The organism is Pseudomonas sp. SST3 (assembly GCF_003325755.1).
In genome coordinates, this window is sequence record NZ_QORI02000001.1 from 169,046 (window position 1) to 196,019 (window position 26,974).

Annotated in this window: 24 protein-coding genes and 3 pseudogenes; 23 read left to right on the top strand and 4 right to left on the bottom strand. The window is 62.3% G+C overall.

Features of this window, described 5'->3' with window-relative positions:
- Positions 1 to 124 precede the first annotated feature (124 nt).
- The 16 genes and pseudogenes from DQ405_RS00850 (at position 125) to DQ405_RS00925 (ending at position 15,670) form a co-directional block, all read left to right on the top strand.
- Positions 125 to 1,126, top strand: coding sequence for a proline racemase family protein (locus DQ405_RS00850; RefSeq protein WP_168422477.1), 1,002 nt, complete (start codon positions 125 to 127; stop codon positions 1,124 to 1,126).
- Positions 1,123 to 2,271 (top strand): FAD-dependent oxidoreductase, encoded by a 1,149-nt coding sequence (locus DQ405_RS00855; RefSeq protein WP_168422478.1) that lies wholly within the window; start codon positions 1,123 to 1,125, stop codon positions 2,269 to 2,271. Before DQ405_RS00850 ends, DQ405_RS00855 begins: the two co-directional genes overlap by 4 nt.
- Complete coding sequence (locus tag DQ405_RS00860; protein WP_168422479.1) at positions 2,264 to 2,500, top strand: (2Fe-2S)-binding protein; 237 nt, start codon at positions 2,264 to 2,266, stop codon at positions 2,498 to 2,500. Before DQ405_RS00855 ends, DQ405_RS00860 begins: the two co-directional genes overlap by 8 nt.
- A pseudogene (locus tag DQ405_RS00865) lies at positions 2,497 to 3,769 on the top strand (FAD-dependent oxidoreductase). The gene DQ405_RS00860 and the pseudogene DQ405_RS00865 overlap by 4 nt, the downstream one beginning before the upstream one ends.
- A gap of 75 nt (positions 3,770 to 3,844) precedes the next feature.
- Positions 3,845 to 4,612 carry an AraC family transcriptional regulator gene (locus DQ405_RS00870; protein WP_168422480.1) on the top strand — a complete coding sequence of 256 codons (768 nt, stop codon included), beginning with the start codon at positions 3,845 to 3,847 and terminating at the stop codon, positions 4,610 to 4,612.
- A 265-nt stretch (positions 4,613 to 4,877) separates the two neighbouring features.
- The gene (locus DQ405_RS00875; RefSeq protein ID WP_168422481.1) at positions 4,878 to 5,687 is read left to right on the top strand and encodes an ABC transporter substrate-binding protein; all 810 of its coding nucleotides are present in this window, start codon (positions 4,878 to 4,880) and stop codon (positions 5,685 to 5,687) included.
- A 12-nt stretch (positions 5,688 to 5,699) separates the two neighbouring features.
- Positions 5,700 to 7,499 (top strand): cis-3-hydroxy-L-proline dehydratase, encoded by a 1,800-nt coding sequence (gene lhpI / locus DQ405_RS00880; protein ID WP_168422482.1) that lies wholly within the window; start codon positions 5,700 to 5,702, stop codon positions 7,497 to 7,499.
- Positions 7,500 to 7,502: 3 nt separating this feature from the next.
- Positions 7,503 to 8,168 (top strand): amino acid ABC transporter permease, encoded by a 666-nt coding sequence (locus DQ405_RS00885; protein WP_168422483.1) that lies wholly within the window; start codon positions 7,503 to 7,505, stop codon positions 8,166 to 8,168.
- Positions 8,169 to 8,178: 10 nt separating this feature from the next.
- The gene (locus DQ405_RS00890; RefSeq protein ID WP_168422484.1) at positions 8,179 to 8,823 is read left to right on the top strand and encodes an amino acid ABC transporter permease; all 645 of its coding nucleotides are present in this window, start codon (positions 8,179 to 8,181) and stop codon (positions 8,821 to 8,823) included.
- The gene (locus DQ405_RS00895) at positions 8,820 to 9,542 is read left to right on the top strand and encodes an amino acid ABC transporter ATP-binding protein (protein ID WP_168422485.1); all 723 of its coding nucleotides are present in this window, start codon (positions 8,820 to 8,822) and stop codon (positions 9,540 to 9,542) included. The genes DQ405_RS00890 and DQ405_RS00895 overlap by 4 nt, the downstream gene beginning before the upstream one ends.
- A 9-nt stretch (positions 9,543 to 9,551) precedes the next feature.
- Positions 9,552 to 10,589, top strand: a complete 1,038-nt coding sequence (locus DQ405_RS00900) for a trans-3-hydroxy-L-proline dehydratase (RefSeq protein ID WP_168422486.1) — start codon at positions 9,552 to 9,554, stop codon at positions 10,587 to 10,589.
- A gap of 133 nt (positions 10,590 to 10,722) precedes the next feature.
- Positions 10,723 to 11,640 (top strand): dihydrodipicolinate synthase family protein, encoded by a 918-nt coding sequence (locus tag DQ405_RS00905; RefSeq protein ID WP_168422487.1) that lies wholly within the window; start codon positions 10,723 to 10,725, stop codon positions 11,638 to 11,640.
- A 72-nt stretch (positions 11,641 to 11,712) separates the two neighbouring features.
- Complete coding sequence (gene dctP / locus DQ405_RS00910; protein ID WP_168422488.1) at positions 11,713 to 12,762, top strand: TRAP transporter substrate-binding protein DctP; 1,050 nt, start codon at positions 11,713 to 11,715, stop codon at positions 12,760 to 12,762.
- Positions 12,763 to 12,805: 43 nt separating this feature from the next.
- The gene (locus DQ405_RS00915; RefSeq protein WP_206678891.1) at positions 12,806 to 13,315 is read left to right on the top strand and encodes a TRAP transporter small permease subunit; all 510 of its coding nucleotides are present in this window, start codon (positions 12,806 to 12,808) and stop codon (positions 13,313 to 13,315) included.
- Complete coding sequence (locus DQ405_RS00920; protein ID WP_168422489.1) at positions 13,312 to 14,622, top strand: TRAP transporter large permease; 1,311 nt, start codon at positions 13,312 to 13,314, stop codon at positions 14,620 to 14,622. Before DQ405_RS00915 ends, DQ405_RS00920 begins: the two co-directional genes overlap by 4 nt.
- Before the next feature lie 34 nt (positions 14,623 to 14,656).
- Complete coding sequence (locus tag DQ405_RS00925; RefSeq protein ID WP_168422490.1) at positions 14,657 to 15,670, top strand: Ldh family oxidoreductase; 1,014 nt, start codon at positions 14,657 to 14,659, stop codon at positions 15,668 to 15,670.
- A 38-nt stretch (positions 15,671 to 15,708) separates the two neighbouring features.
- Here DQ405_RS00925 and DQ405_RS00930 read toward each other — a convergent pair whose 3' ends face one another.
- Complete coding sequence (locus DQ405_RS00930; protein WP_168422491.1) at positions 15,709 to 15,903, bottom strand: PA3496 family putative envelope integrity protein; 195 nt, start codon at positions 15,901 to 15,903, stop codon at positions 15,709 to 15,711.
- A 114-nt stretch (positions 15,904 to 16,017) separates the two neighbouring features.
- Complete coding sequence (hexR, locus tag DQ405_RS00935) at positions 16,018 to 16,884, bottom strand: transcriptional regulator HexR (protein WP_168422492.1); 867 nt, start codon at positions 16,882 to 16,884, stop codon at positions 16,018 to 16,020.
- Between the two features lie 179 nt (positions 16,885 to 17,063).
- Here hexR and zwf point away from each other — a divergent pair, with 179 nt between their 5' ends.
- The 6 genes and pseudogenes from zwf (at position 17,064) to DQ405_RS00960 (ending at position 24,033) form a co-directional block, all read left to right on the top strand.
- Positions 17,064 to 18,488 (top strand): glucose-6-phosphate dehydrogenase, encoded by a 1,425-nt coding sequence (zwf, locus tag DQ405_RS00940; RefSeq protein ID WP_241729756.1) that lies wholly within the window; start codon positions 17,064 to 17,066, stop codon positions 18,486 to 18,488.
- Positions 18,489 to 19,142: 654 nt separating this feature from the next.
- Positions 19,143 to 19,574, top strand: a pseudogene (ectA, locus tag DQ405_RS27160) (diaminobutyrate acetyltransferase); the annotation flags it as partial.
- A gap of 99 nt (positions 19,575 to 19,673) precedes the next feature.
- Positions 19,674 to 20,948 carry a diaminobutyrate--2-oxoglutarate transaminase gene (gene ectB / locus DQ405_RS00945; protein WP_206678894.1) on the top strand — a complete coding sequence of 425 codons (1,275 nt, stop codon included), beginning with the start codon at positions 19,674 to 19,676 and terminating at the stop codon, positions 20,946 to 20,948.
- 151 nt (positions 20,949 to 21,099) lie between these two features.
- Positions 21,100 to 21,498: an ectoine synthase gene (locus DQ405_RS00950; RefSeq protein ID WP_168422495.1), complete on the top strand. Its 399-nt coding sequence runs from the start codon at positions 21,100 to 21,102 to the stop codon at positions 21,496 to 21,498.
- A 95-nt stretch (positions 21,499 to 21,593) separates the two neighbouring features.
- Positions 21,594 to 22,502, top strand: coding sequence for an ectoine hydroxylase (gene thpD, locus DQ405_RS00955; RefSeq protein ID WP_168422728.1), 909 nt, complete (start codon positions 21,594 to 21,596; stop codon positions 22,500 to 22,502).
- A gap of 98 nt (positions 22,503 to 22,600) precedes the next feature.
- Positions 22,601 to 24,033, top strand: a pseudogene (locus DQ405_RS00960) (aspartate kinase).
- 73 nt (positions 24,034 to 24,106) lie between these two features.
- Here the strand turns inward: DQ405_RS00960 and DQ405_RS00965 are convergent.
- Both DQ405_RS00965 and DQ405_RS00970 read right to left on the bottom strand, forming a co-directional pair.
- On the bottom strand, positions 24,107 to 24,898 hold the full coding sequence (locus DQ405_RS00965) for a cytochrome c oxidase assembly protein (RefSeq protein ID WP_168422496.1): 792 nt from the start codon (positions 24,896 to 24,898) through the stop codon (positions 24,107 to 24,109).
- 2 nt (positions 24,899 to 24,900) lie between these two features.
- Entirely contained in the window at positions 24,901 to 25,359 is a 459-nt protein-coding gene (locus DQ405_RS00970) for a DUF2243 domain-containing protein (RefSeq protein ID WP_342030388.1), read from the bottom strand.
- A gap of 179 nt (positions 25,360 to 25,538) precedes the next feature.
- Here DQ405_RS00970 and trhP point away from each other — a divergent pair, with 179 nt between their 5' ends.
- Complete coding sequence (gene trhP / locus DQ405_RS00975) at positions 25,539 to 26,909, top strand: prephenate-dependent tRNA uridine(34) hydroxylase TrhP (RefSeq protein WP_168422498.1); 1,371 nt, start codon at positions 25,539 to 25,541, stop codon at positions 26,907 to 26,909.
- The last annotated feature ends 65 nt before the right edge of the window (positions 26,910 to 26,974 follow it).

Below are 26,974 nucleotides of genomic sequence, written 5' to 3' on the forward strand. Positions count from 1 at the left end.
GACAGGCATCGAGCCATCCGCCTGGACTATGCCGATTTCGTCATCTACACCGACCAAAACACTCAAGCCGTAAGCAAGCAGCTGTTGGATGCTTGCTGCACATTCCCCTACAGGCAGGGCGGCCATGAAGCGCATCCAAGTTCTCGACAGCCACACCGGTGGCGAACCGACCCGGTTGGTCATCGCTGGATTCCCGCAACTCGGAACCGGCAGCATGGCCGAACGCCGCCGATTGCTTGCCGAGCGTTTCGATGACTGGCGCGCCGCAACCATGCTGGAACCGCGCGGCAATGACGTGCTGGTTGGCGCGCTGCTCTGCGAGCCGGTAGACCCAACAGCCTGTGCCGGCGTGATCTTCTTCAATAACAGCGGCTATCTCGGCATGTGCGGCCACGGCACCATCGGGCTGGTGGTTTCGCTGGCGCATCTGGGACGCATCCAGCCGGGGGTTCACCGCATCGAAACGCCGGTCGGCACCGTGCAGGCAACTCTGCACGAAGACCGTTCGGTCAGCGTGCGCAACGTGCCCGCCTATCGCTACCGCAAGGATGTGAGCGTCGAAGTGCCAGGCCACGGCACCGTGACCGGTGACATCGCCTGGGGCGGCAACTGGTTCTTCCTCGTGGCCGAGCATGGGCAGCACATCGCAGGCGATAACCTCGAAGCGCTCACGGCCTATACCTGGGCGGTGCGCCAGGCGCTAGAAGCCCAGGGCATACGCGGCGAAGACGGCGGCGAAGTCGACCATATCGAGCTGTTTGCCGAGCCTGAACAGCCGCAAAGCGCTGCGAGCGAAGCCGGAGCTGGAAACGGCGCTTCATCAAACGCAGCAGCTTCGCTGCAAGCCGACAGCCGCAACTTCGTCCTCTGTCCCGGCAAGGCCTATGACCGTTCGCCCTGCGGCACCGGCACCAGCGCCAAACTCGCCTGCCTGGCGGCGGACGGCAAGTTGCAACCCGGCGAGACGTGGCGTCAGGCCAGCGTAATCGGTAGCGAATTTACCGCCAGCTACGAGCTGGACGGCGACCGCATCGTGCCCACCATCCGCGGTCGCGCGCACCTGAGTGCCGAAGCCACCTTGCTGATCGAGGAGGACGATCCCTTCGCCTGGGGCATTCGGTCGTGAATGCGGACGTCATCATCGTTGGTGCCGGCATCATCGGCGCGGCTTGTGCCCATCAATTGGCGGTCAACGGCGTCGACGTGCTGCTCCTCGACGCCCAGCGCGGTGGCGCCACGGCTGCCGGCATGGGCCATCTGGTCGCGCTGGACGACAACCCGGCCGAGCTGGCACTGAGCGACTATTCGATCCGGCGCTGGCGGGAACTGGGCCGGCTGATGGACGAAAGCTGCGGCTATCGCAACAACGGCACGCTCTGGCTCGCCGCCAGCGACGACGAGATGGCCGTGGCGGAACACAAGCTGAACACCTTGTCCGAACAGGGCATGCATTGCGAATTGCTCGGCAGCGCCGCGCTGAAAGCAGCAGAGCCGGAACTGCGCAGCGGCCTGCATGGAGCCCTGAAAGTCAGTGGTGATGGCATCCTCTATGCGCCCAATGCGGCGCGCTGGCTAATCACCCAGGGTGACAAGCGCATCGTCCAGCGGGAGGAATGCGTGCGGCGCGTGCAGAGCCAACAGGTCGAGCTGAGCGACGGCAGCATCCTGCGCGCGCAGGCAGTGGTACTGGCCAACGGAATCCACGCAACCGAACTCTGCCCGGAGCTGCCGATTCGCCCAAAGAAAGGCCATCTGGTCATTACCGACCGTTACCCCGGCAAGGTCAGCCATACGCTGGTGGAACTGGGCTATGTCACCAGCGCCCACAACAGCGTGGGGCCTTCGGTGGCCTGCAACATCCAGCCGCGGCCGACCGGGCAGCTGTTCATCGGTTCCTCGCGCCAGTTCAACACCAGCGATCCAGCGATCGACAGCTGGATGCTGGCGCGGATGCTCAAGCGCGCCGTCGACTACATGCCGGGGCTGGCTCGATTGAACGCCATTCGCAGCTGGACCGGTTTTCGCGCGGCGAGTCCGGATGGCCTGCCGCTGGTGGGCGAGCATCCGCAGCAGCCAGGCCTGTGGTTGGCGGTCGGCCACGAGGGATTGGGCGTAACGACCGCGACCGGTACGGCGGAACTGCTGGTCGCTCAGCTGCTGGGACGACAGTCGGCGCTGGCTATCGAACCCTACAGCCCAGCGCGCTTCCTCGCCTCACCAAGCGGGTCGTCCACGGCCGCCTATGCCATGGGAAACCTCGGTCATGATTGAGATCACGCTCGACGGGCATTCGCTGGAGGTCGCGCCCGGCACGACGGTAGCCGCTGCCCTCTATCTCGGTGGCGATGGCAGCAGCCGCACCTCGGTATCCGGCGAGCGGCGCGCGCCGCTGTGCGGCATGGGCATCTGCCAGGAGTGCCGGGTCACCATCGACGGTCAGCGGCGACTGGCCTGCCAGACAATCTGCATCACTGGCATGTCGGTGGAAACACGTCCATGAAATCGCATTACGATATTCTGATCGTCGGCGCGGACCTGCCGGAATGGCTGCCGCGCTCGCCGCCGCACCCAGCGGCGCAAGCATCGCCATCCTCGACGACAACCCGGCGGCCGGTGGGCAGATCTGGCGTGACGGCCCTCAGGTCGAACTACCGGCCATCGCCGGCCAGCAGCGGCAAGCGCTGGCGGAAACGACGAATATCGAAGTGCATAGCGGCGTGCGGGTGATCGCCGCACCCGGCGGCAAGACACTGCTGCTGGAGGACGCCGCGCAGGGGCATCTGGTCGGTTACGACAAGCTGGTTCTGTGCACCGGTGCGCGCGAGCTGCTGCTGCCGTTTCCCGGCTGGACGCTACCCGGTGTGACCGGCGCTGGCGGGCTGCAGGCGCTGATCAAGGGCGGCATGCCTGTGGTCGACCAACGCCTGGTGATTGCCGGTAGCGGCCCGCTGCTGCTGGCGTGTGCGGCTACGGCCAAGGCGCCGGCGCCCACCTGCTGCGCATTGCCGAACAGGCTCAGCTTGCTGCCCTCGCTGGTTTTGCCGCTCGCCTGTCACGCTGGCCAGGCAAAGCGTTGCAGGCCGTACAACTGAGCGATCGCTGTTATCGCAGCGGCACTCATGTACTGGCGGCGCTGGGCACCGATCGCCTGGAAGCCGTGCGCTTGTTTCACAACGACAAGGTTTCGGAAATCGCTTGCGATCGCCTGGCCTGCGGTTTCGGCTTGATTCCCAACACTGAACTCGGGCAAGTATTGGGCTGTGCACTACACGGGCGAGCCATCCAAATCGATGCCTACCAGACGACAAGCCTGCCGGATCACTTTGCAGCGGGCGAATGCACCGGTTTCGGCGGCAGCGAACTGGCAAGGGTCGAAGGCAGCATCGCCGGTCATGCCGTCATCGGTGATCTCGAGCGGGCCAAAGCGAGATTCGCCGAGCGCCAGCGCTGGCAGGGGTTCGCCGATCTGCTGGCGGGAACCTTCCGCCTGAACGAGCAATTGAAAGCCCTGGCGGACCCCGAAACCCTGGTATGCCGCTGCGAAGACGTGCCCTACTCAGCCATGGCCAGTCACAGCAGCTGGGTCGAGGCCAAGCTTGAGAGCCGTTGCGGCATGGGCGCCTGTCAGGGCCGAATTTGCGGCGCGGCGAGCGACGTCCTGTTCGGCTGGCAACCACCCAAACCGCGCCAGCCGATCAGCCCGGCACGCATCGGCACGTTGATTGCCTTGCCTGATGACGAGCCTAGACCGAGCGACACGAAACCCTGACCTCACCCTAGACACTGCCTACCATTCGCTGAGCGTCGGCCGTATCCTCGGGCTTTCCCGTTCGTAGCGCCCCCGATGCTCTCCCTGCTGCCGACCGATCCGCCCAAGGATCTACCTACGCTGCTCGCCAGCCTGAAACTGATCGCGCCGTTGCTCGATGCGCTGCCGGAGGTGGTGCTCTTCATCAAGGACACGAACGCCCGTTACAATCTGGCCAACCGCACACTGGCCGAGCGTTGCGGCCATAACCATCCCGATGCGCTGATTGGCCTGACGGCCGAGCAGGTGTTTCCAACCGGCTTCGGCGCGCAGTACACCGACCAGGACCATCGTGTCCTCAGCCAGGGGTTGCTCCTGCAGGACCAGCTTGAATTGCACCTGTATCCAGGCCGCCAGCCTGGCTGGTGCATGACGCACAAATTGGCCCTGCGCGATCCGGAGAACAGGATCATTGGCATGGCTGGGGTTTCCATCGACTTGCGGGCACCGGAGGCCAACAATCCGGCTTACCTCAAGCTCGCCGCAGTGGACGCCTATATCCGCGCGAATCATTCCCGCTCCATCAGGCTATCGGAGCTCACTGCGATAGCGGGCCTGTCAGCCGCTCAGCTGGAGCGGCTATGCAAGCGCGTCTTCCGTCTTACCCCTCGGCAGATGATTCACAAAGCCCGACTGGACACCGCAACCCAGCTGCTCGACGGGGCGCTGCCCATCACCGAGATCGCGTTGCGCTGCGGCTATGCCGATCACAGCGCCTTCAGCCGGCAATTCCGTGCGCTGACCGGGCTGTCACCCCGCGCCTATCGGAACGCGCTGCCACCCCATCATCGGGCAACCTGGTAACGCGCTGCTCCCATTTGTAGCAACCGTGGTCCGGAGGCACCCGCCCCGACGCAATCCGACGAACGGTCATTACGGCACCATTTGCCGACCCCTCTCACAGCGCCTGCTCTAGCCCGCGTCCTGCGGCGATTTGACTCACCATCAAGCATTTCACTCGTCTCGCTTTAGCCGACCGGCACGGCTATTGCTGTACGGATAACGTATACGAAATCTCGAAACAGCTGCTTGAATCAACTGGACGATCAACCGCATCGACGAGGAATGTATGAAGAAATCCATAGCTGTGGCCGTTAGCGCTCTACTTGCTGCCTCCATGACTTCCATTGCACAGGCCGACAAGCTCGACGACATCATTGGCTCGGGCAAGCTGCGCTGTGCCGTTACCCTCGACTTCCCGCCCATGGGCTTTCGCGATGAAGGCAACAAGCCGGCAGGCTTCGATGTCGACTATTGCAGCGACCTGGCCAAGGTGCTCGGCGTCGAACCAGAAGTGGTCGAAACGCCTTTCCCGGACCGAATTCCCGCACTCGTCTCCGGCCGTGCGGACGTGATCGTCGCCTCCACCTCCGACACCCTCGAGCGCGCCAAGACGGTGGGCATGAGCATCCCCTACTTCGCCTTCAACATGGTGGTACTGACGCGAGAAGACACCGGCATCGACAAGTACGACGATCTCAAGGGTCGCCCAGTCGGTAACACCAGCGGCACCTTCGAAGCCATCGCGCTGGAAAAGGACGTAAAGGGTTGGGGTGAAGGCAGCTTCCGCGCCTACCAGTCGCAGAACGACACCATCCTCGCGGTCGCCCAGGGCCATGTGGACGCCACGGTTGTCACCAATACGGTCGCCGCCTCCACCATCAAATCAGGCAAGTACAAGGGCTTGAAGATCGCCGGCGATGCCCCCTATGTCATCGACTACGTGTCCCTGGCCGCCAAGCGCAGCGAGTACGGCCTGATGAATTATCTCAACCTCTTCGTCAACCAGCAGGTGCGCTCCGGTCGCTACGCCGAGCTGTACGAGAAGTGGGTCGGCGGCAAGCCGGTCGATCTGACCGTTCCTGGCGTCTACTACTGATCGGCGGTAACGATGCCTCGTAGCGACCACGTGTTTACTTCGCAGCAGGCTGCGCTCGGCTTCACGGGGCGCAGCCTGGTTCCGGGCAGCGCTCAGGCAGCCTGTCTGCATGCGGACACAGGCCTGAGCTTCTGGGGCGGGGTCGACCCGTTCAGTGGGGAAGTGATCGACCGTCACCACCCGCTCAGCGGCCAAGTCATCGCCGGCAAGGTATTGGCAATCCCCAGCGGACGCGGCTCCTGCACGGGCAGCAGCGTCCTGCTGGAGCTGATCCTCAACGGTCACGCACCCGCCGCGCTGGTCTTTGCCGAAACCGAGGAGATTCTTACCCTCGGCGTGCTGGTGGCGCAGTTGTTGTTTGGCCACTCGCTGCCGGTCATCAGTCTCGATCAGCAAGCCTTCGCGGCGCTGCGCGACGCCCGCTTTATACGAATTGAAAACGGCGTGGTGCAAGGCTTCGCCGAGCTGCCAGATGATGGTTGGCTGGCCGCGGCCGGCGCCAGCGCAAACGGCTATCTCCCTACACAAATAGACCTGAATCAACAGGACCAGGCCATGCTCGCCGGCGAACAGGGCAAGGCCACCCAGGCGGCCATGCGGATCCTGTTGCGCATGGCTGAACTCCAGGGCGCACGGGAACTGCTGGACATCACCCAGGCGCATATCGACGGCTGCATCTACACCGGGCCGGCCAGCCTCAGGTTCGCTCGCCAGCTGGCCGACTGGGGTGGGCGGGTAAAGGTGCCGACCACGCTCAACTCGATCTCGGTAGACCAGCGCCGCTGGCGGCAGATGGGCATCTCCGCCGCGTTCGGTGAGCCGGCCAGCCAATTGGCCGACGCCTATGTCGAGATGGGCGCCAGCGCCAGTTTCACCTGCGCGCCCTATCTGCTCGACAGCGCGCCGAGAGCCGGCGAGCAGATCGTCTGGGCGGAATCCAATGCCGTGGTGTATGCCAATAGCGTGCTGGGTGCAAGAACGTTGAAATATCCCGACTTCTTGGATATCTGCATCGCCCTGACTGGCCGCGCGCCACTGACGGGCTGCCACTTGGCCAAGCAGCGCCACGCCACGTTGCGTATCGACCTGTCGCCGCTACAAAACCTGGATGACGCCTTCTACCCGCTGCTCGGCTACCACGTCGGTCTGCTCTGCGGCAGCGAGATTCCGGTGATCTGCGGGCTCGAACAGAGCGATCCGACGCTCGACGACCTAAAAGCCTTCGGCGCCGCCTTCGCCACCACCTCCGCAGCACCGATGTTTCATATCGTTGGCGTTACACCGGAAGCGCCTTCGGTTGAGGCCGCTCTGGGTGATCAGAGGCCGGGGCGCATCCTGCAGGTAGAACGCGGCGATCTGCTCAACAGTTGGCGCGAGCTGGATAGCGGTGAATCCGCAGACGTCGAGCTGATCAGCCTGGGTAACCCGCATTTCTCGCTGAGCGAATTCGCCCGCCTCGCGCAGCTCTGCGAAGGCAAGGTGAAGCACGCCGATGTTTCCATACTGCTTACCTGCGGCCGCGAGATCCAGCGGCAGGCCAGCGAAGCCGGTCATTTACAGGCACTCGAGCACTTCGGCGTGCAGATCGTCACCGACACCTGCTGGTGCATGATCGAGGATCCGGTCGTACCCCTGACCGCACGCACCCTGATGACCAACTCCGGTAAATACGCCCATTACGCGCCCGGCCTGGTTGGCCGACAGGTGCGCTTCGGCAGCCTTGCAGAATGCGTCGAAACCGCCTGCAGCGGTCACGCCAGTGGCCACCTACCGCGCTGGCTGGCGGCTGCCGACACCGAAGGAGCGCATTGAGCGATGTTCGATTACACCTTCCATTGGCGTCCCGCCTTCCGTGCGCTGCCGGATATGCTCGCCGGCGCGGTGGTGACCTTCGAGACCGCCGCCCTATCGATGATTTTCGGCGTGCTCATCGCGCTGGTGCTGACCGCCATGCGCGAGACCCGCAATCCGCTGCTCAACGGCGTTGGCAGCGCCTGGGTGTCGGTGGCGCGCAACACACCTTCGCTGTTCCAGATCTATGCCCTGTATTTCGGCCTCGGTGCCTTCGGCTGGCATATCAGCTCGTGGGCGGCGCTACTAGCGGGCATCACGTTCAACAATGCCGGCTACCTGGCGGAAAACTTCCGCGGGGGTTTAAAGGCTGTGCCGGATACGCAGATGCGCGCCGCACGCTCGCTGGGCATGAGCGCCTTCCAGGCCTACCGGCTGATCGTGATCCCGCAACTGCTGCGCATCGTCTTCCACCCGCTCTCCAACCAGATGGTCTGGGCGGTATTGATGACGTCTTTGGGCGTGATCGTCGGCCTGAACAACGACCTCACCGGCGTGACCCAGGACTACAACGTCAAGACCTTCCGCACCTTCGAATACTTCGCCCTGGCGGCAGCGATCTATTACCTGATCGCCAAGCTGATCGTAGCGGTAGCCCGGCTGATGGCCTGGCGACTGTTCCGCTACTGAGGACCCGAGCATGTTTTCCACTAGCCTGACCTCGACCGATCTGCTGTTCATGCTCAAGGGCGCTGGCGTCACGCTGATGCTGACCTTTTGGGCCATGCTGCTGGGCACTTTCGCCGGCATCGTCTTCGGCGTGATTCGCGCCCTGTTTCCCCGGGCGAGTCTGCCGCTGGCCTGGTTCCTGGATATCTTTCGCAGCGTGCCGCTGCTGATCCAATTCGTCCTGTTCAACGCCCTGAAAAGCATCGTCGGGCTGGACTGGAGCGCCTTCACCGTCGGCTGCGTGGTGCTGGGCGTCTACGCCGCGGCCTTCTTCACCGAGGTGGTGCGCGGTGGCGTTCTGGCGGTACCGGGCAGCTTGCGTCTGGCCAGCCGCTCGCTGGGCCTGAGCTACTGGCAGGACCTGCGCTACATCGTCTTGCCGGTCGCGACGCGGGTGGCCTTTCCCGGCTGGGTCAATCTGGTGCTGTCGGTGATGAAGGACACCGCGCTGGTGATGTGGATCGGCATCATCGAGCTGCTGCGCGCCTCGCAGACCATCGTCACTCGTATTCAGGAGCCACTGCTGGTGCTGTGCATCGCAGGGCTCATCTACTACGTCATGAGCCTGGTGGTGGCCCGCCTGGGCGCCCGGCTGGAAAAAAGGTGGCAGCAATGATCGAGATCGACAAGGTGCACAAATCCTTTGGTGAGCTGGAAGTGATCAAGGGTGTCGACCTGACCGTCAACAAGGGCGAGGTGGTGTCGATCATTGGTGGCTCGGGTTCCGGCAAGTCGACGCTGCTGATGTGCATCAACGGGCTGGAACACATCCAGAGCGGCTCGATTCGTGTCGATGGCACCGAAGTCCACGCCAAGGGCACCGACATCAACAAGTTGCGGCAGAAGATCGGCATCGTCTTTCAGCAATGGAATGCCTTCCCGCACCTGACGGTGCTGGAAAACGTAATGCTGGCGCCTAGAAAGGTGCTTGGAAAAAGCCGCGCCGAAGCCGAAGAACTGGCGGTCAAGCAGCTGACCCATGTCGGCCTGGCGGACAAGCTGAAGGTATTCCCCAGCAAGCTGTCCGGCGGCCAACAGCAACGCATGGCCATCGCCCGCGCACTGGCCATGTCGCCGGACTATATGCTGTTCGACGAGGCCACTTCGGCGCTCGACCCACAGCTGGTCGGCGAGGTGCTCGACACCATGCGGCTGCTCGCCGAAGACGGCATGACCATGGTGCTGGTGACCCATGAAATGGGCTTTGCCCGCGAGGTATCCGATCGGGTCGCATTCTTCCGCGACGGCCTGGTGCACGAGATCGGCCCGCCCGATCAGGTCATCAGCAACCCGCAGAAGCCGGAAACCGCGGCTTTCCTGAAATCCGTGATCTAGAGGCGAGCCATGCGATCGAGCAAAGTCATTCATGTCGTCAGCTGCCACGCCGAGGGCGAGGTCGGCGATGTCATTGTCGGTGGGGTTGCGCCTCCACCGGGTGACACATTGTGGGAGCAATCGCGCTGGATCGCCCGCGACGAGACCCTACGCAACTTCGTGCTGAACGAGCCGCGCGGCGGCGTGTTTCGTCACGTCAATCTGCTGGTGCCCGCCAAGGACCCACGCGCGCAGATGGGCTGGATCATCATGGAGCCGGCCGACACGCCGCCCATGTCGGGTTCCAATTCGCTGTGCGTGGCCACCGTGCTGCTGGACAGCGGCATCCTGCCGATGACCGAGCCGGAAACACGGCTCACACTCGAGGCGCCAGGGGGGCTGATCGAGGTGATCGCACAGTGCCGCAACGGCAAAGCCGAGCGGGTCGAGGTGAAGAACGTACCGTCCTTCGCCGCCAAGCTCGATGCCTGGATCGAGGTGGAAGGGCTGGGCTCGCTGCAGGTCGACACGGCCTATGGCGGCGACAGCTTCGTCATCGTTGATGCTAAGCGTCTGGGCTTTTCCTTGAGCGCCGATGAGGCCGCGGACCTGGTTGCGGCAGGTTTAAAGATCACCCAGGCGGCCAATCAGCAACTGGGGTTTGCCCACCCGACCAATCCAGACTGGGCACATATCTCCTTCTGCCAAATTGCCGCACCGCTCGAGCGCATCGAGGGCGTGCTCACTGCGGCCAACGCAGTGGTGATCCGCCCCGGCAAGATCGACCGTTCCCCCTGCGGCACCGGTTGCTCGGCACGCATGGCGGTGCTGCATGCCAAGGGTCAATTGGGGGTGGGCGAGCGCTTCATCGGCCGATCGATCATTGGCTCTGAATTCCACTGCCGCATCGACAGCTTGACCGACCTCGCCGGGCGTCCCGCCATCGTGCCGTGCCTGTCCGGCCGAGCCTGGATCACCGGCACCCATCAGCACCTGCTGGACCCCAGCGACCCTTGGCCGGAAGGCTATCGCCTGTCGGATACCTGGCCCGTGGAACTAGAGATCTGATTCAACCGCCGCCAGCCACAAGCCGGCGGTAACTCGCAACACGGCCAAGCCACGGCCGGACTGAACTTAGTACCAAACCGGGCGAGGACAGCCCAAACATAACGTATACGAAATACTCTAGCGGAGGCATCTCATGAACAAACGAGTCAACTGGAGCGGCGTGTTTCCTGCCGTTACTACCCAATTCAATAACGATTTTTCCATCAACCTGGAAGAAACCCACAAGGTCATTTCCAATGTGATTCGCGACGGCGTGTCGGGGCTGGTCGTATGCGGCTCGGTCGGGGAGAACACCTCGCTGACTACCGAAGAGAAAATCGCGGTCACCGAGGTCGCGGTGGACGCCTCCAAGGGCCGTGTGCCGGTGATCTGCGGCGTAGCCGAGTTCACCAGTGTGCAGGCGGCGAAGGTAGCGAACGCAGTTAAAAAGGTCGGCGTCGACGGCGTGATGCTGATGCCGGCCCTGGTCTACGGCTCCAAGCCATTCGAGACCGCCGAGCACTATCGCTACGTGGCGAAGAATGCCGACGTGCCGCTGATGGTCTACAACAACCCGCCGATCTACAAAAACGACGTCACCCCCGACATCCTCATCTCGCTGTCCGATTGCGACAACGTGGTCTGCTTCAAGGATTCCTCCGGCGACACCCGCCGCTTCATCGACGTGCGCAACGAAGTGGGCGACCGCTTCGTGCTCTTCGCCGGCCTCGACGACGTGGTGCTGGAAAGCATCGCGGTGGGGGCCGAGGGCTGGGTGTCGGGCATGTCCAACGTGTTCCCCAAGGAAGGCGAAACCATCTTCCGCCTGGCCAAGGCCGGTCGCTTCGCCGAAGCCATGCCGATATACGAGTGGCTGATGCCGATCCTCCACCTGGACGCCCGCGCCGACCTGGTGCAGTGCATCAAACTGTGTGAAGCCATCGCCGGTCGCGGCAGCGCCCTGACCCGCCCGCCACGCCTGGCCCTGCCGGACGCTGATCGCCAATACGTAGAGAAGATCATGGCCAAGGCCATGGCCAACCGCCCGACACTGCCCGACGTGGGCCTGTGACCTTTCTCGCAACTGCCGCAACCTGCCTGCGCCGCCTCTGCGGCGGGGCCGTCTGACTCGAGAGGTTTCGCCATGCAACTGAAAAAAGCCCACCTGATCGCCGCGCTCGGCCTGACGCTCGCCTGCACCGGCACACACGCCGCCGAGACCTACACGGTGCCGACCTCGGTTCCTGAAGGCAGCTTCTTCTTCGAGAACTTCCTGGTCCGCTTCGCCAAGAACGCCGATCTGCTCACCGACGGTGAAGTGAAGATTCGTCCCGTCGGCGCAGGCGTAATCGTTCCGGCGCTTCAGGTGTTCGAATCGGTGCAGAACGGGGTGCTCAAAGCCGGGCATTCCACCTCCACCTATCTGGTCAATCAGGACCCGCTCAACAATGTCTTCGCCAGTTATCCCGGCGGCATGTCTGGCGAGGAAACACTGTCCTGGCTTTACGAGGGCAACGGCCTGAAATACCTGCAGGAATTTCGCGAGAAGGAGATGGGCCTGCACTCGATGGTGGTAGGGGTCGGCAGCACCGAGATCCTGGCTCATGCGAACAAGAAGATCGAGAAGCTGGAGGACTTCAAGGGCGTCAAATACCGCACGGCGGGCGCCTGGGCGGAGGTGGTCAAGCAGGTCGGCGCATCGCCGACGGTGGTGCCGCCGGGCGAGATCTACACCTTGCTCCAGCGCAAGGGAGTGGATGCTGTGGAATGGGCAACACCCGGCGCCAACCTCACCGAGGGCTTCCATGAAGTCGCGCCTTACATCCTCACGCCCGGCGTGCACCAGCCATCGTTCGTCTGGGAATTTTTCATGACCAACGAGAGCTGGGAAGCGCTGGACAAGGACGTCCAGGACAAGCTCGAAGCGGCGGCCAAACTGACGACCATGCAGAGCTACTTCCATTTCCTCGATGCCGATATGAAAGCCATGCAGACCTACAAGGACGCAGGTATTGAAATCCTCCGGCTCGACCCGGCGGCCATCGAGGAGCTGGCCAAGCGCGGCAATCAACTGGTCAGCTCGCAGATCGAAGCACGCAAGTCAGGCGAAACCGACGCGAAGGCGATCCTCAAGGATTACCAGGACTACATGCAGCGCTGGTCCAATAACTCGTCCTACCTGTACCGCCACTGAGTAACGCCTCCGGCCGCCTCAGTGCGGCCGGCCTGGAGGTTCGATGAAGCGCAACTATTTCGACTGGCCAGCCAACGCCCTGCTCTGGGTGGCGGCGGCGATGGCCGTCTTGCTGGTCCTGGCGATGATGCTGGAAGTGTTTTCGCGTTACGTGCTGAACGCACCGACGCTTTGGGCCTTCGACATCTCTTACATGCTCAATGGCGCGATGTTCATCCTCGGCTGCGCCTATGCCTTGAAGATCGACGCTCACGTGCGCATCGATTTTCTCGCCTCTCGACTCAAACCGGCCATTCAACGCTGGATCAACGGCGGCTTCTACCTGTTCTTGTTCGCACCGATTCTTGGCGCGCTGACCTGGACCGCCGGCAAGCGTACCTGGCACGCCTTCGTCACCGCCGAAGTGGAGCACGTTAGTCCCTGGGCGCCGCTGATCTGGCCGTTCTACAGCGCCCTGGCCATCGGCCTGGCGGCGCTGACCCTGCAAGTCGTGATCGAGGCGTACCGCTACCTCACCGACCAGAAGCAGCCCAGCGGGGGATTGCCGGAATGATGGATTACATACCGCTGCTGATGTTCGCGCTGCTGTTCGTCTTCATCTTTCTCGGCATTCCGGTTTCCTTTTCGCTGATCACGGTTTCGGCGCTGTTCGGCCTGCTGCTGTTCGGCGAGAACATCTTCCAGCAAATGTTCGGTTCGCTGCTGCAGGCCTCGACCAACTTTTCGCTCTCCGCGATCCCGCTGTTCGTGCTGATGGGCGCAATCCTCGAGCGCAGCGGCCTGGCCCGGCGGTTGTACGAAGCACTGCAGCTGTGGCTTGGAGGCTTTTCCGGTGGCTTGGCGATGTCGACCATGCTCATGTGCGGCATTTTCGCCGCCAGCTCGGGCATCGTCGGCGCGGTGGAAATCGTCGTCGGCATGATGGCCATTCCGGCGATGAGCAAATACCGCTACGACCGCTCGCTGATCGCCGGCACCATCTGCGCAGGCGGCTCGCTCGGCACCATCATTCCGCCGTCGGTGATCGTCGTGGTGTACGCCTCGATGGCGCAGCTATCCATCGGGCAACTGTTCGCCGCGACGTTGATTCCCGGCGTGCTGATGATGCTGTTGTTCCTTCTCTATATAGGCGTGCGCTGCTGGATCACCCCGGCGTTGGCACCCGCCGTGCCGGCGATGCAGGCCACGCCGCTGATGGAAAAACTGACGATCACGCTCAAGGCGCTGATTCCGCCGTTCCTGCTGATCTTCGCCGTGCTCGGCTCGATGCTCGCCGGGATCGCCTCACCCACCGAATCCGCGGCGGTCGGTGCTTTCGGTGCGGCCTTGCTGGCGCTGTGCTTTCGCGAACTGACCGTACGGCGGCTGATCGAGGCGCTGGTCTCGACCATCACCATCACTGCCATGATCATGCTGATCGTTACCGGCGGCACCATGTTCACCGCGATCTTCGCCGCCAGCGGCGGTGGCTGGATGCTCGCCGACTTCATGGGCGAAATGGACCTGAGCCCGTATTGGCTGATCCTGGCGCTAATGTTCATCGTGCTGATCGCCGGCATGGTGCTGGACTGGATCTCTATCGTGCTGATCTTCGTACCGATCTTCATGCCGTTGGTGAAGCTGGCAGGGATCGATCCGATCTGGTTCGCGGTGATGTTCATGGTAGTGGTACAGACGGCTTACCTGACGCCGCCGCTGGCGCCGTCGATCTTTTACCTGCGTTCGATCGCGCCGCCGGACATGAGCTACGGTCACATGTACAAGGGCGTGCTGCCGTTCATCGCCATCCAGCTGCTGCTGTTCCTGATCATTCTTGCCGTGCCGAGCATCGCCACCTGGCTGCCGCGGCAACTGTTCTGAACCTGCCATCCCCGATTCGTTAGAGGAGAAACGCATGGCCCACTTAACACTGGACGAAGTACGCGATCTCGCGCAGCGCATCCTGCGCCAGCACGGATTCGCCGAACCTTATGCCGTAGCGATCGCCGACAGCATGGTCGCGGCGGAGCGTGACGAGTGTAAATCCCACGGCATCTACCGCCTGCTGGGCTGCATCGGCACTCTGAAGGCCGGCAAGGTCGATCCCGATGCGGTGCCCGAGGTCGTCGACCACGCCCCATCCATCGTGCGGGTCGATGCAAAGGGCGGCTTTGCTCAGGTGCCGTTCCAGGCCGGGTTACCGGTGCTGGTGGATAAGGCGAGGCAGCAAGGCATCGCACTCATGGCAATCAACAACTGCGTGCACTTCTCAGCGCTCTGGGCGGAAATGGAGTTGCTGACCGCCGCCGGCCTGGTTGCGCTGGCCTGCACGCCAAGCCATGCCTGGGTCGCACCCGCTGGCGGCCGCAAGCCGGTGTTTGGCACCAACCCGATCGCCTTCGGTTGGCCGCGTGCCGGAAAGCTGCCGTTCATCTTCGACTTCGCCACCAGCGCCGTCGCGCGCGGCGAAATCGAACTGCATCGCCGAGCAGGCAAGCCAATTCCAGAGGGCTGGGGAATCGACGCGGACGGTCAGGCAACCACCGATGCCGCCGAGGCGCTCAATGGCGCCATGCTGACGTTCGGCGGCCACAAGGGCTCAGCCCTGGCGGCCATGGTCGAACTGCTGGCCGGCCCGCTGATTGGCGACATGACCAGTCAGGAGTCACTGAGCTTCGATGCGGGCACCAAATCGGCGCCCTTTGGCGGGGAGCTGATCATCGTCATCGATCCGAAACGAATGCTGGGCGACGCCGCCGACGAGCATCTGGCGCGTGCCGAGACGATGTTCGAGTCCATTCAGGGGCAAGGCGCTCGGTTGCCCTCACAACGGCGCTACGAGGCCCGCGAGCGGACCCTGCGCGACGGTGTGGACATACCCGACGCGCTGCACGCCGATCTCATGGCATTGCTGGAGCAACCCGCATGAGCCGGCGCGGCCCGTGTCGACGGCCGGTGTGACGCTCGTTAGCGACACTCTGCCGAGGGCGGTAACAGCGGACTGGCAATCATCAGATCGGGAAACTCCACCAATTGCGCATGCAGCTGGCGCTGCTCGTCATAACTTTCGATGGCGCGGCGAAAGTACATGCGACGCTCATCCTGCTGCTTGCGGCGGGCACGGGCATCGAGGTTGACATAGGTTTCGCGGTGCTGGGCCATGCTGAACTCCCGAGAAGGGTACTGGGAGGCTCAGCATCGAAGCTATGGGTGACGCTATGAGGACAGGCTGATGACGGTGCGATGACGCTCGACACGGCGCCATTTCGACCGGGCTCAGTCTTCGTGCGGCTTCACCGACTTGGGCGACAGGCGCAGGCTGCGCAGACTGCGCTTGACGCTCTTGAGGTGGTTCACCAAGCTCGGCCCGCGCGCCATGGCGACGCCCATCGCCAGTACATCGATGACCACCAGATGGGCGATGCGCGAGGTCAGCGGCGTGTAGATTTCAGTGTCTTCCTGGACGTCGATGGCCAGGTTGATGGTTGCGAGCTCCGCCAGTGGCGTCTGACTCGGGCAGAGCGTGATCAGCGTGGCGCCGGTTTCGCGCACGACGTTGGCTGTGATCAGCAAGTCCTTTGAACGTCCCGACTGGGAGATGCAGATCGCCACGTCGGTGGGCTTCAGCGTGACCGCCGACATCGCCTGCATATGCGGATCGGAATACGCCGCCGCACTGAGCAGCAGGCGGAAGAATTTGTGCTGAGCGTCGGTGGCCACTGCGCCGGACGCGCCGAAGCCGTAGAACTCCACCCGCTCCGCCTTGGCCATGGCCGCGACCGCACGCTCCAGCGCGTCAGAGTCCAGTTTCTCGCGCACTTCCATCAGGGTATGCAGGGTGGTGTCGAAGATCTTCAGCGCGAAGTCAGTGATCGAATCGTTCTCGCTGATGGCGAACTGGCCGAAGCTGGCCCCGGCGGCGAGGCTCTGCGCCAGCTTCAATTTCAGGTCCTGGAATCCCAGGCAGCCAATGGCCCGGCAGAAGCGCACGATCGTCGGCTCGCTGACACCCACCACGTGGGCCAGGTCGGCCATGGAACTGTGCATCACGGCGGCTGGATCGAGGAGCACATGGTCGGCCACCTTCAGCTCCGACTTACGTAGCGAACTTCTCGATTGAGCGATGTGTTGCAGCAGATTCACGTTCCGGACTCGCTATGATCAATACCTGGCAAGAGCGGTCGAACGCAGCGGGTGCGCTCGCATTCGTCCTTGCCGGCTGGGTGTAGTGGGCTTGTAGTTATACTACAAGGCTTGCAGCATCGCCCACCTTTGAGTCTGTTCACCTTCTGAGGAGTGACGCTGTGTCCATTTCCTGCGACATGCTGGTATTTGGCGGTACCGGCGACCTGGCGCTACATAAACTCATCCCTGCGCTCTACCACTTGCACCGTGAAAAGCGACTGCACGACGACGTGCGCATACTCGCGATTTCCCGTCAGGATATCGATCGCAACGCCTATCTGAGCCTGGCCGAGCGCCATTGCCGCGCGGAAATCGCGCGCACCGACTTCGAGGCTGACATCTGGAAAGCGTTCAGTCAGCGTCTCGACTACTTCGCCATGGATGCCACCCAGCGGGGCGAGTTCGTCGGCCTCGCGCATCATCTCGGTCAAGCCGAGGGGCGCGTGCGGGTGCACTACCTGGCAACCGCGCCGAGCCTGTTCGAGCCCATTGCGTCCAACCTGGAAAGCGCAGGCCTTGCCGGGGAAGACGCCCGCATCGTGCTGGAAAAGCCCATCGGTCATTCGCTGGATTCGGCGCTGGAAATCAACGAAGCGATCGGCGCGGTGTTCCCCGAGTCGCGGATCTACCGAATCGATCATTACCTGGGCAAGGAAACCGTGCAGAACCTCATGGCGCTGCGCTTCGCCAACGCGCTGTTCGAGCCGATCTGGCGCAGCGGTCATATCGACCATGTGCAGATCACCGTCGCCGAAACCCTCGGCGTCGAGAACCGCGGCAGCTACTACGACCACGCCGGCGCCATGCGCGATATGCTGCAGAATCATCTGCTGCAGCTGCTCTGCCTGGTGGCAATGGAGGCGCCGGTGCGTTTCGATGCCAAATCGATACGCGGCGAGAAGGTGAAGATCCTCGAAGCGCTCAAACCGATCACCGGCAACGACGTGCAGGACAAGACGGTGCGCGGCCAGTACGGGGCGGGTCGTATCGGCGGACAGGACGTGCAGGCCTATTACTTCGAAAACGATGTCGATAACGACAGTGATACCGAAACCTTCGTCGCGGTGAAGGCCGAGATCGACAACTGGCGCTGGGCTGGCGTGCCCTTCTACTTGCGCACCGGCAAGCGCATGGCTCGCAAGCGCTCGGAGATCATCATCACCTTCAAGCAAGTGCCGCACATGCTTTTCACCAAGGGTGAGGTCAACCGGCTGGTGATCAGCCTGCAGCCGGAAGAGAGCATCAGCCTGCAACTGATGGCCAAGGCACCGGGCAAGGGCATGCAACTGGAGCCCGTCGAGCTGGACCTGAACCTGGCCAAGGCGTTCAGCAGCACGCGCCGTTGGGAGGCCTACGAGCGCTTGCTGCTGGACGTGATCGAAGGCGACTCGACCCTCTTCATGCGCCGCGACGAAGTGGAAGCCGCCTGGAACTGGGTCGACCCGATTTTGCGGGGCTGGCAGAGCCATTACCGCAAACCGAGACCCTATCCGGCCGGAACCGATGGTCCGGATCAGGCGCATCAGCTTATCGAGCATCAGGGCCGCCGCTGGTGGCGCTGAGGCCCTGACCGACCGTCAGAACACCGGCCGGATCCGTTCTAGCATGCGGGACAGAGCGGCTTGCTGCATCTTGAAATAACTAATGCCGCAGCCGCCCACAACTATCCAGGGCAACTTGCCGGTATGGCGCCGAATCAACTCGCCATAAAAATTTCACTGAGTGCGACGAAGTCGCCAATATCCGGAAACATGGGCCCGATATCAGCCGCCAATATCTTCGACAGATCACGGTAGTTCAGCAGAGGAATTTTGGCGCATTCAGCGGCCCAACTTCCGTTACTTCATCAACAACCTGCTTCGGCCCCAACCGGGGGATCCGACAGCCGCGCAAATACCCGCCGCAGCCCTCTATTCTCCTGGCCTTCGGCCGGATTGCCCACACACATGAGCGGCACCATGAAAGCATGCAAACCGCGGCGCAAATACCCGCCGATTCGTCAGCTGAACTCACGAAACAGATTCGCCTCAATAAGCAGCTGAATCCGGCACTTATCTCGCAACTGAAACGAAAAGTTCAACTTGCTCGATAAGCGGCAAACTTCCGCGATATCAGCAGCGAATTCCGGGCGATGACCGCCGCTTCGGGTTGAGATTAAATTTTTGATGTGTTTATTCTAATAAAGGATTTCAATCAACAACCCCAAAGGATTTGTTTTGAGTGTTCCTACCGTAACGCTCCGTCGCCCAACCGACGGCGACGGTTCTGCCCTCCACGACCTGGTAGCGCGCTGCCAGCCTCTGGATACCAATTCGGTCTACTGCAACCTTCTGCAGTGTTCCGACTTCGCTGATACCTCCATCGCGGCCGAAGATGCAAATGGCCAGTTGGTAGGTTTCATTTCCGGTTACCTCCCACCTGCCCGTCCGGACACGCTGTTCGTCTGGCAGGTCGCGGTAGACGCTTCGATGCGCGGCCAGGGCCTGGCTCTGCGCATGCTGATGGCCCTGGTCACTCGGGTCGCCAGAGAACAGGGCGTCCGTCACCTGGAGACGACCATCTCGCCTGACAACGGCGCCTCGCAGGCGTTGTTCAAGAAGGCTTTCGCTCAACTGGAGACCGACTACAGCACTCGCACGCTGTTCTCTCGGGCCAAGCACTTCGCCGGGCAACACGAAGACGAAGAGCTTTATCGGGCGGGTCCGTTCGACGCCACCGACTCCAGACAACGAATCAGAGGAAACCCCATGCAAACGTTTGAACTGCACGAATCCGGTGTTCGCAGCTATTGCCGCTCCTTTCCAGTGGTCTTCAAGCAAGCTCGCGGCGCCGAGCTGATCACCCGCGAAGGCAAGCACTACATCGACTTCCTCGCCGGGGCCGGCACGCTCAACTATGGCCATAACCATCCAGTGCTGAAGCAGGCGCTGCTCGACTACATCGGCGCCGACGGCATCACCCATGGCCTGGACATGTATTCCGACGCGAAGGAAACCTTCCTGTCGACGTTCGACCGGCTGATTCTCAAGCCGCGCAACATGGATTACGTCATGCAGTTCACCGGCCCGACCGGTACCAACGCGGTCGAGGCCGCGCTGAAGCTAGCGCGCAAGGTGACTGGCCGCAACAACGTCATCAGCTTCACCAATGGCTTTCACGGCTGCAGCATCGGCGCTCTGGCGGCGACCGGTAACAAGCATCACCGTGGCGCCGCTGGCGTCCCGCTGACCGACGTCAGCCGCATGCCGTATGCCAACTACTTCGGAGACAAGGTCAACACCATCGGCATGATGGACAAGCTGCTGACCGACCCGTCCAGCGGCATCGACAAGCCCGCCGCGGTCATCGTCGAGGTGGTCCAGGGCGAAGGCGGCCTGAACGCCGCGTCCGCCGACTGGATCCGCAAGCTGGAAAAACTCTGCCGCAAGCACGAGATGCTGCTGATCATCGATGACATCCAGGCTGGTTGCGGCCGGACCGGCAGCTTCTTCAGCTTCGAGGAAATGGGCATCAAGCCGGACATGATCACCCTTTCCAAGTCCCTTTCAGGCTTCGGTCTGCCGTTCGCCATGGTGCTGCTGCGCAAGGAGCTGGACCAGTGGAAGCCGGGCGAGCACAACGGCACCTTCCGCGGTAACAACCACGCTTTCGTTACTGCCGCCGCAGCCATCGAGCACTTCTGGAGCGATGACGAGTTCGCCAAAAGCGTTCAAGCCAAGGGCAAACGCATCGCCGATGGCATGCACAAGATCGTGCGCCGTTATGGTCCCGATTCACTGTTCGTCAAAGGCCGCGGCATGATGATCGGCATCAGCTGCCCGGATGGCGACACCGCCGCCGCCGTCTGCCGCCATGCTTTCGAAAATGGCCTGGTCATCGAAACCAGCGGCGCTCACAGCGAAGTGGTCAAGTGTCTCTGCCCGCTGATCATCAGCGAAGAGCAGATCGACAAGGCTATGAGCATTCTGGACAAAGCCTTTGCCGCCGTGATGTCCGAGCAGGCCAAGGATCAGGCGGTGTGAAAACGTAGCGAGCGAAGGGTAAGCAAGGCAAAAGCAGGCGAGGAAGCGGAGTTTACGTGCTGTAAATGAGCATTCCGAGCCTGTTTTTAACGCCGCTTAACCGAGCGAAGTAGTTTTCACATCGTCTGACAAGCTTCTTGAGGATTAGAAAATGATCGTACGTACCCTGGCTGACTGCGAGCAGTCCAACCGCAAAATCACCACCGAGACCTGGGACAGCACCCGCATGCTGCTCAAGGATGACAACATGGGCTTCTCGTTCCATGTCACCACTATCTATGCCGGCACCGAGACGCACATCCACTACCAGAATCATCTGGAGTCGGTGTACTGCATGAGCGGCAACGGTGAAATCGAGACCATTGCCGACGGCAAGATCTACAAGATCGAGGCCGGCACCCTCTACATCCTCGACAAGCACGACGAGCACCTGCTGCGCGGCGGCACCGAGGACATGAAGATGGCCTGCGTCTTCAATCCGCCGCTCAACGGCAAGGAAGTACATGACGAAAGCGGTGTTTATCCGCTGGAGGCCGAAACCGTCGCCTGAGGCGACCGCGAGGCGGGTTCGCCCGTCCCGCGCCCCGTAGGGCGATTCGCAACCGCCCTACGACAATGATTCAAGGAGAACCTAACGTGAACCCCGTGCAAGCCGACCTATACCCTTCGCGCCAGCACGACGAACCCAGCTGGCAGGAGCGTTTGGATCCGGTTGTCTACCGCAGCGATCTGGCTAACGCGCCGATTGCACCGGACCTGATAGAACGCTTCGAGCGTGATGGTTATCTGGTCATCCCCAATCTGTTCAGCGCCGAGGAAGTCGCGGTATTCCGCGAAGAACTCGACCGTATGCGCCAGGACCCTGCCGTGGCCGGCTCCGGCAAGACGATCCAGGAACCCGACAGCGGAGCGATTCGCTCGGTATTCGATATTCACAGCGACAACGCGCTGTTCGCCCGCGTCGCCAGTGACGAGCGCACCGCCGCCATCGCCAGCTTCATTCTCGGTGGCGATATCTATGTCCACCAGTCACGGATGAACTTCAAGCCCGGCTTTACCGGCAAGGAGTTCTACTGGCATTCGGATTTCGAGACCTGGCACGTCGAAGATGGTCTGCCACGCATGCGAACGCTGAGTTGCTCGATCCTGCTCACCGACAACGAGCCGCATAACGGCCCGCTGATGCTGGTGCCCGGATCGCACAAGCACTACATCCGCTGCGTTGGCGCCACGCCAGAAAACCACTACGAAAAATCTCTGCGCAAGCAGGAATTCGGTGTGCCGGACCACGACAGCCTGACCCGCCTCGCGGAGCGTTATGGCATCGACACCGCTACCGGGCCGGCGGGAAGCGTAGTGTTCTTCGACTGCAACACCATGCATGGCTCCAACAGCAACATCACGCCCAGTGCGCGCAGCAATCTGTTCTATGTCTACAACCACGTAGATAATGCCGCGCAGGCCCCGTTCTGTGGGCTTTCGCCCCGTCCGGAGTTTGTCGCCGAACGCGAGCGTTTCGAGCCGCTGCACATCCAGAAACAGAAGTATCTCTGACGTACCCGATCAGGCCCGACTACCGGGCCTGATCTTTGTTGGCGGCCAGATGGCGGCCCAGGGATGAAAATTCACCCCCAAGACGGGAAGTTGAATCGATGCATACCGTAGAAAAAATCGGCGGCACATCCATGAGCCGCTTCGACGAACTGCTGAACAATATCTTCATCGGCGGGCGCGAAGGCGATGCGCTCTATCAGCGCGTCTTCGTCGTCTCGGCCTACAGCGGCATGACCAATCTGCTGCTGGAACACAAGAAAACCGGCGAGCCGGGTGTCTACCAACGCTTCGCCGATGCCCGCAGCGAAGGGGCCTGGCTCGACGCGCTGGAAACCATCCGCGAGCGCATGGTTGGCAAGAATGCCGAACTGTTCACCAGCGAATTCGAGCTGCGTGCCGCCAACCAGTTCATCAACTCGCGCATCGACGATGCCCGCGAATGCATGAGCAGCCTGCAGCGCCTGTGCGCCTATGGCCATTTCCAGCTCGACGAGCACCTGATGAAGGTCCGCGAGATGCTCGCCTCCCTCGGCGAAGCGCACTCAGCCTTCAACTCGGTACTGGCGCTCAAGCACCGCGGCGTCAACGCCAAGATGGTCGATCTGACCGGCTGGCATCGTGATGCACCGCTGCCGTTCGAAGAGATGGTGCGCCACAGCTTCGAAGAGGTCGACCTCTCTCGCGAGCTGGTGGTCGCCACCGGCTACACGCACTGCAGCGAAGGCCTGATGAACACCTTCGATCGCGGCTACAGCGAGATAACCTTCGCCCAGATCGCGGCCGCCACCGGTGCGCGCGAGGCGATCATCCACAAGGAATTCCATCTTTCCAGTGCCGACCCGAACCTGGTGGGCGCCGACAAGGTGGTGACCATCGGCCGTACCAACTACGACGTCGCCGACCAGCTGTCCAATCTGGGCATGGAAGCAATTCATCCGCGTGCAGCCAAGACCCTGCGCCGTGCCGGTATCGAGCTGCGCATCAAGAATGCCTTCGAGCCCGAGCACTCCGGCACCCTCATCAGCCAGGACTACAAGAGCGAGAAGCCCTGCGTCGAGATCATCGCGGGCCGCAAGGACGTCTTCGGCATCGAGGTGTTCGATCAGGACATGCTCGGCGACGTCGCCTACGACATCGAGATCAGCAAGTTGCTCAAGCAGCTGCGCCTGTATGTCGTGAACAAGGACTCCGATGCCAACAGCATCACCTATTACGCGGCTTCGGGCTCGCGCAAGCTGATCAACCGCGCCGCCCGGCTGATCGAAGAGAAGTACCCGGCCGCCGAGGTTACGGTGCACAACGTCTCCATCGTCTCGGCGATCGGCTCGGACCTCAAGGTCAAGGGCATCCTCGCCAAGACAGTGGCCGCGCTGGCCGCGCCGGCATCAGCATCCAGGCGGTGCATCAGTCGATCCGCCAGGTGGAAATGCAGTGCGTGGTCAACGAAGAAGACTACGACTCGGCGGTGGCGGCCTTGCATCGCGCGCTGATCGAGCCGGAAAACCATGGCGATGTGATCGCCGCGGCGTAAGCCATCGCGACATCAACGCCATATGTCAAACCGTCGGGCCCGGCTAACGCCTCGTCCGGCGGTTTGTCGTCTGCTAGCTGGATATTGCGCCGAGCGGCTTGGATCGCTGACTGCGGTAGCAGATAGCGAAGAAGACGATCGCCAGGAGCAACTCAGCCAAATCGCCGCCGTAGTACATCAGCTGCGCGGCGGCCTCGATCTCGGCCAGGCTATGACCGGCCTCACGCGGAAAACCATGGGCATACATCAGCTTGCCCAGGATGGAGTGAGCTGCGATAGCCATGAACAGCACGATCAAACGGATGCGCAGGCCAGGGCGATGCGGCGCTGGATCCGGGCCGGCGACCGACCAACTGAACAGGTAACCGGCCAGCACGAAATGCAGGTGCAGCAGCACGTGAAACTGCGGCTCGCTGAAACTGAGCGAATACAGCGGCGTCAGGTAAAGCAGATAGAGCGCGCCGATATCCAGAAACAATGCGGTGACCGGATGGTTCAGGAAACGCACCGGCGGCGTCCCGGCGAACGCGATGATACGGCGAGCGCTGGCCACCGGCACGCTGCGCAGCAACAGCGTGCCAGGCGCGCCCAGCATCAACGCGATCGGCGCGAACATTCCCAGTAACAGGTGCTGCACCATGTGCCCGCGCAGGTCGGCATGCCCCCATTCGATCATCTCCGGCGACAGTGCCAGCACAACAAGACCGCATCCCAGCGTGAAGCTGACCAGCCGCCACCAGCGCCAACCCGAGCGGTAGCGGCGCTGCCTGCGAACCCCGAGCAGATAGCCGAACCAGAGTCCCAGGGTCAGCAACACCAACAGGAACATACCGGCCAGCGTTAGCAGATGTGCCTCGTGGGTCATTCTTATCCACCCTGTTGCGTGTCGGCCTGAGCACGCCGCCACAACAGCACGCCTGCTGCTATTACCACCGCGCCAACGCCATTCCAGGCCAGGTCATACAGCCACAGGTCTTCGACGTAACGCACTTGGTGCAGGCGCAGCAGCTTGTGGTTGACGATGCCGTCGAACAGCTGGAAGCCACCCGCTCCTATCAGCAAACCCGCCCAGGCGTGCCGTCGTGACACAGCTCGACCACGGCTGAGCCGGACGAACAGGTAGAAGCCGGCCGCCAGCGTCAGCAGCTCTGCCGCGTGCAACAGCCCATCGGACAGCAGCGCAACGGCCAGGGTCGATCGATCGAAGAAATGGTGCCAGGCGAGGATCTGGTGAAAGACGATCTCATCCACCGCGGCCATCAGGCCGATCCCGAGCAAGAGCGTCGCAATCAGGCTGCCTCTGGCATCAACGGGGTTAACGCTCACGATGGTCTCCGGGTGACGGTTGGCTTGCATCGGCATTCAGCGTGTTCGAAGCAAGGACTCTAGGAGATGACTTGAGGCCAACGCTGGAGTTCGCCATGACTTGATCTGACGCGGCGAAAAACGCCGGGGCCGCCTGTAGAATCCTCACATTTCCTGTTGATATACCGAGCCACCGCACCATGACCGTCCTGCGCCCCGAACTGCTTTCACCCGCCGGCACCCTGAAATCCATGCGCTACGCCTTCGCTTATGGCGCCGATGCCGTCTATGCCGGCCAGCCGCGCTACAGCTTGCGGGTGCGCAACAACGAGTTCGACCACGCCAACCTCAAGCTCGGCATCGATGAAGCACATGCCCAGGGCAAGCAGTTTTACGTGGTGGTCAATATCGCCCCGCACAACGCCAAGCTGCGCACCTTCATCAAGGATCTGGAGCCGGTGGTGGCGATGGGACCGGACGCGCTGATCATGTCCGATCCAGGTCTGATCATGCTGGTTCGTCAGCACTTTCCCGCGATGACAATCCACCTCTCGGTGCAGGCCAACGCAGTGAACTGGGCCAGCGTCGAGTTCTGGCGGCAGCAGGGTCTGACTCGCGCCATTCTGTCCCGCGAGCTGTCGCTGGAAGAGATCGGCGAGATCCGCGAAAAAGTGCCGGGCATGGAGCTGGAGGTCTTCGTCCACGGCGCGCTGTGCATGGCCTACTCCGGCCGCTGCCTACTCTCCGGCTACATCAACAAGCGCGACCCCAACCAAGGCTCCTGCACCAACGCCTGCCGCTGGGGGTACAAGGCCCACGAGGGCAAGGAAGACGAGCTGGGCAACATCGTCCAGCAATACCAACCGATTCCGGTGCAGCAGGTCGGGCCTGATCGGGTAGAACCGACGCTGGGCGCCGGCGCGCCAACCGATCAGGTCTTTCTGCTCGAAGAGAGCAACCGCCCCGGCGAACTGATGGAGGCGTTCGAGGACGAGCACGGTACCTACATCATGAACTCCAAGGATCTTCGCGCCGTGCAGCATGTCGAGCGGCTGGTGCAGATGGGCGTGCATTCACTGAAGATCGAGGGGCGCACCAAATCCCACTATTACGTGGCGCGCACCGCTCAGGTCTACCGCAAGGCCATCGACGATGCGGTGGCCGGCCGGCCTTTCGACATGACGCTGATGGACACGCTGGAATCTCTGGCCCACCGCGGCTACACCGAAGGCTTCCTGCGTCGCCATGTGCATGATGAATATCAGAACTACGAGCGCGGCTTTTCGCTGTCGGATCGCCAGCAGTTCGTAGGCGAAACGACCGGCGAGCGGCGCAACGGACTTGCCGAGGTGATCGTCAAGAACCGCTTCGCCATCGGCGACCGTCTGGAGCTGATGACGCCCCAGGGCAACCTGAATTTCCGTCTGGACACGCTGGAAAACAAGCGTGGCTCACGCACCGAGGTGGCACCTGGCGACGGCCATGTGCTTTATCTACCAGTGCCGGAAACGGTCGACCTGCGCTATGCGCTGCTGATGCGCGAGCTGGAAGGCAGCACCACACGCGGCTGACAAGGCAAGCGCAGCGAGGCTGATAACGCGTTCGATTGCCGATGTAGGGTGGGCTTCAGCCCACC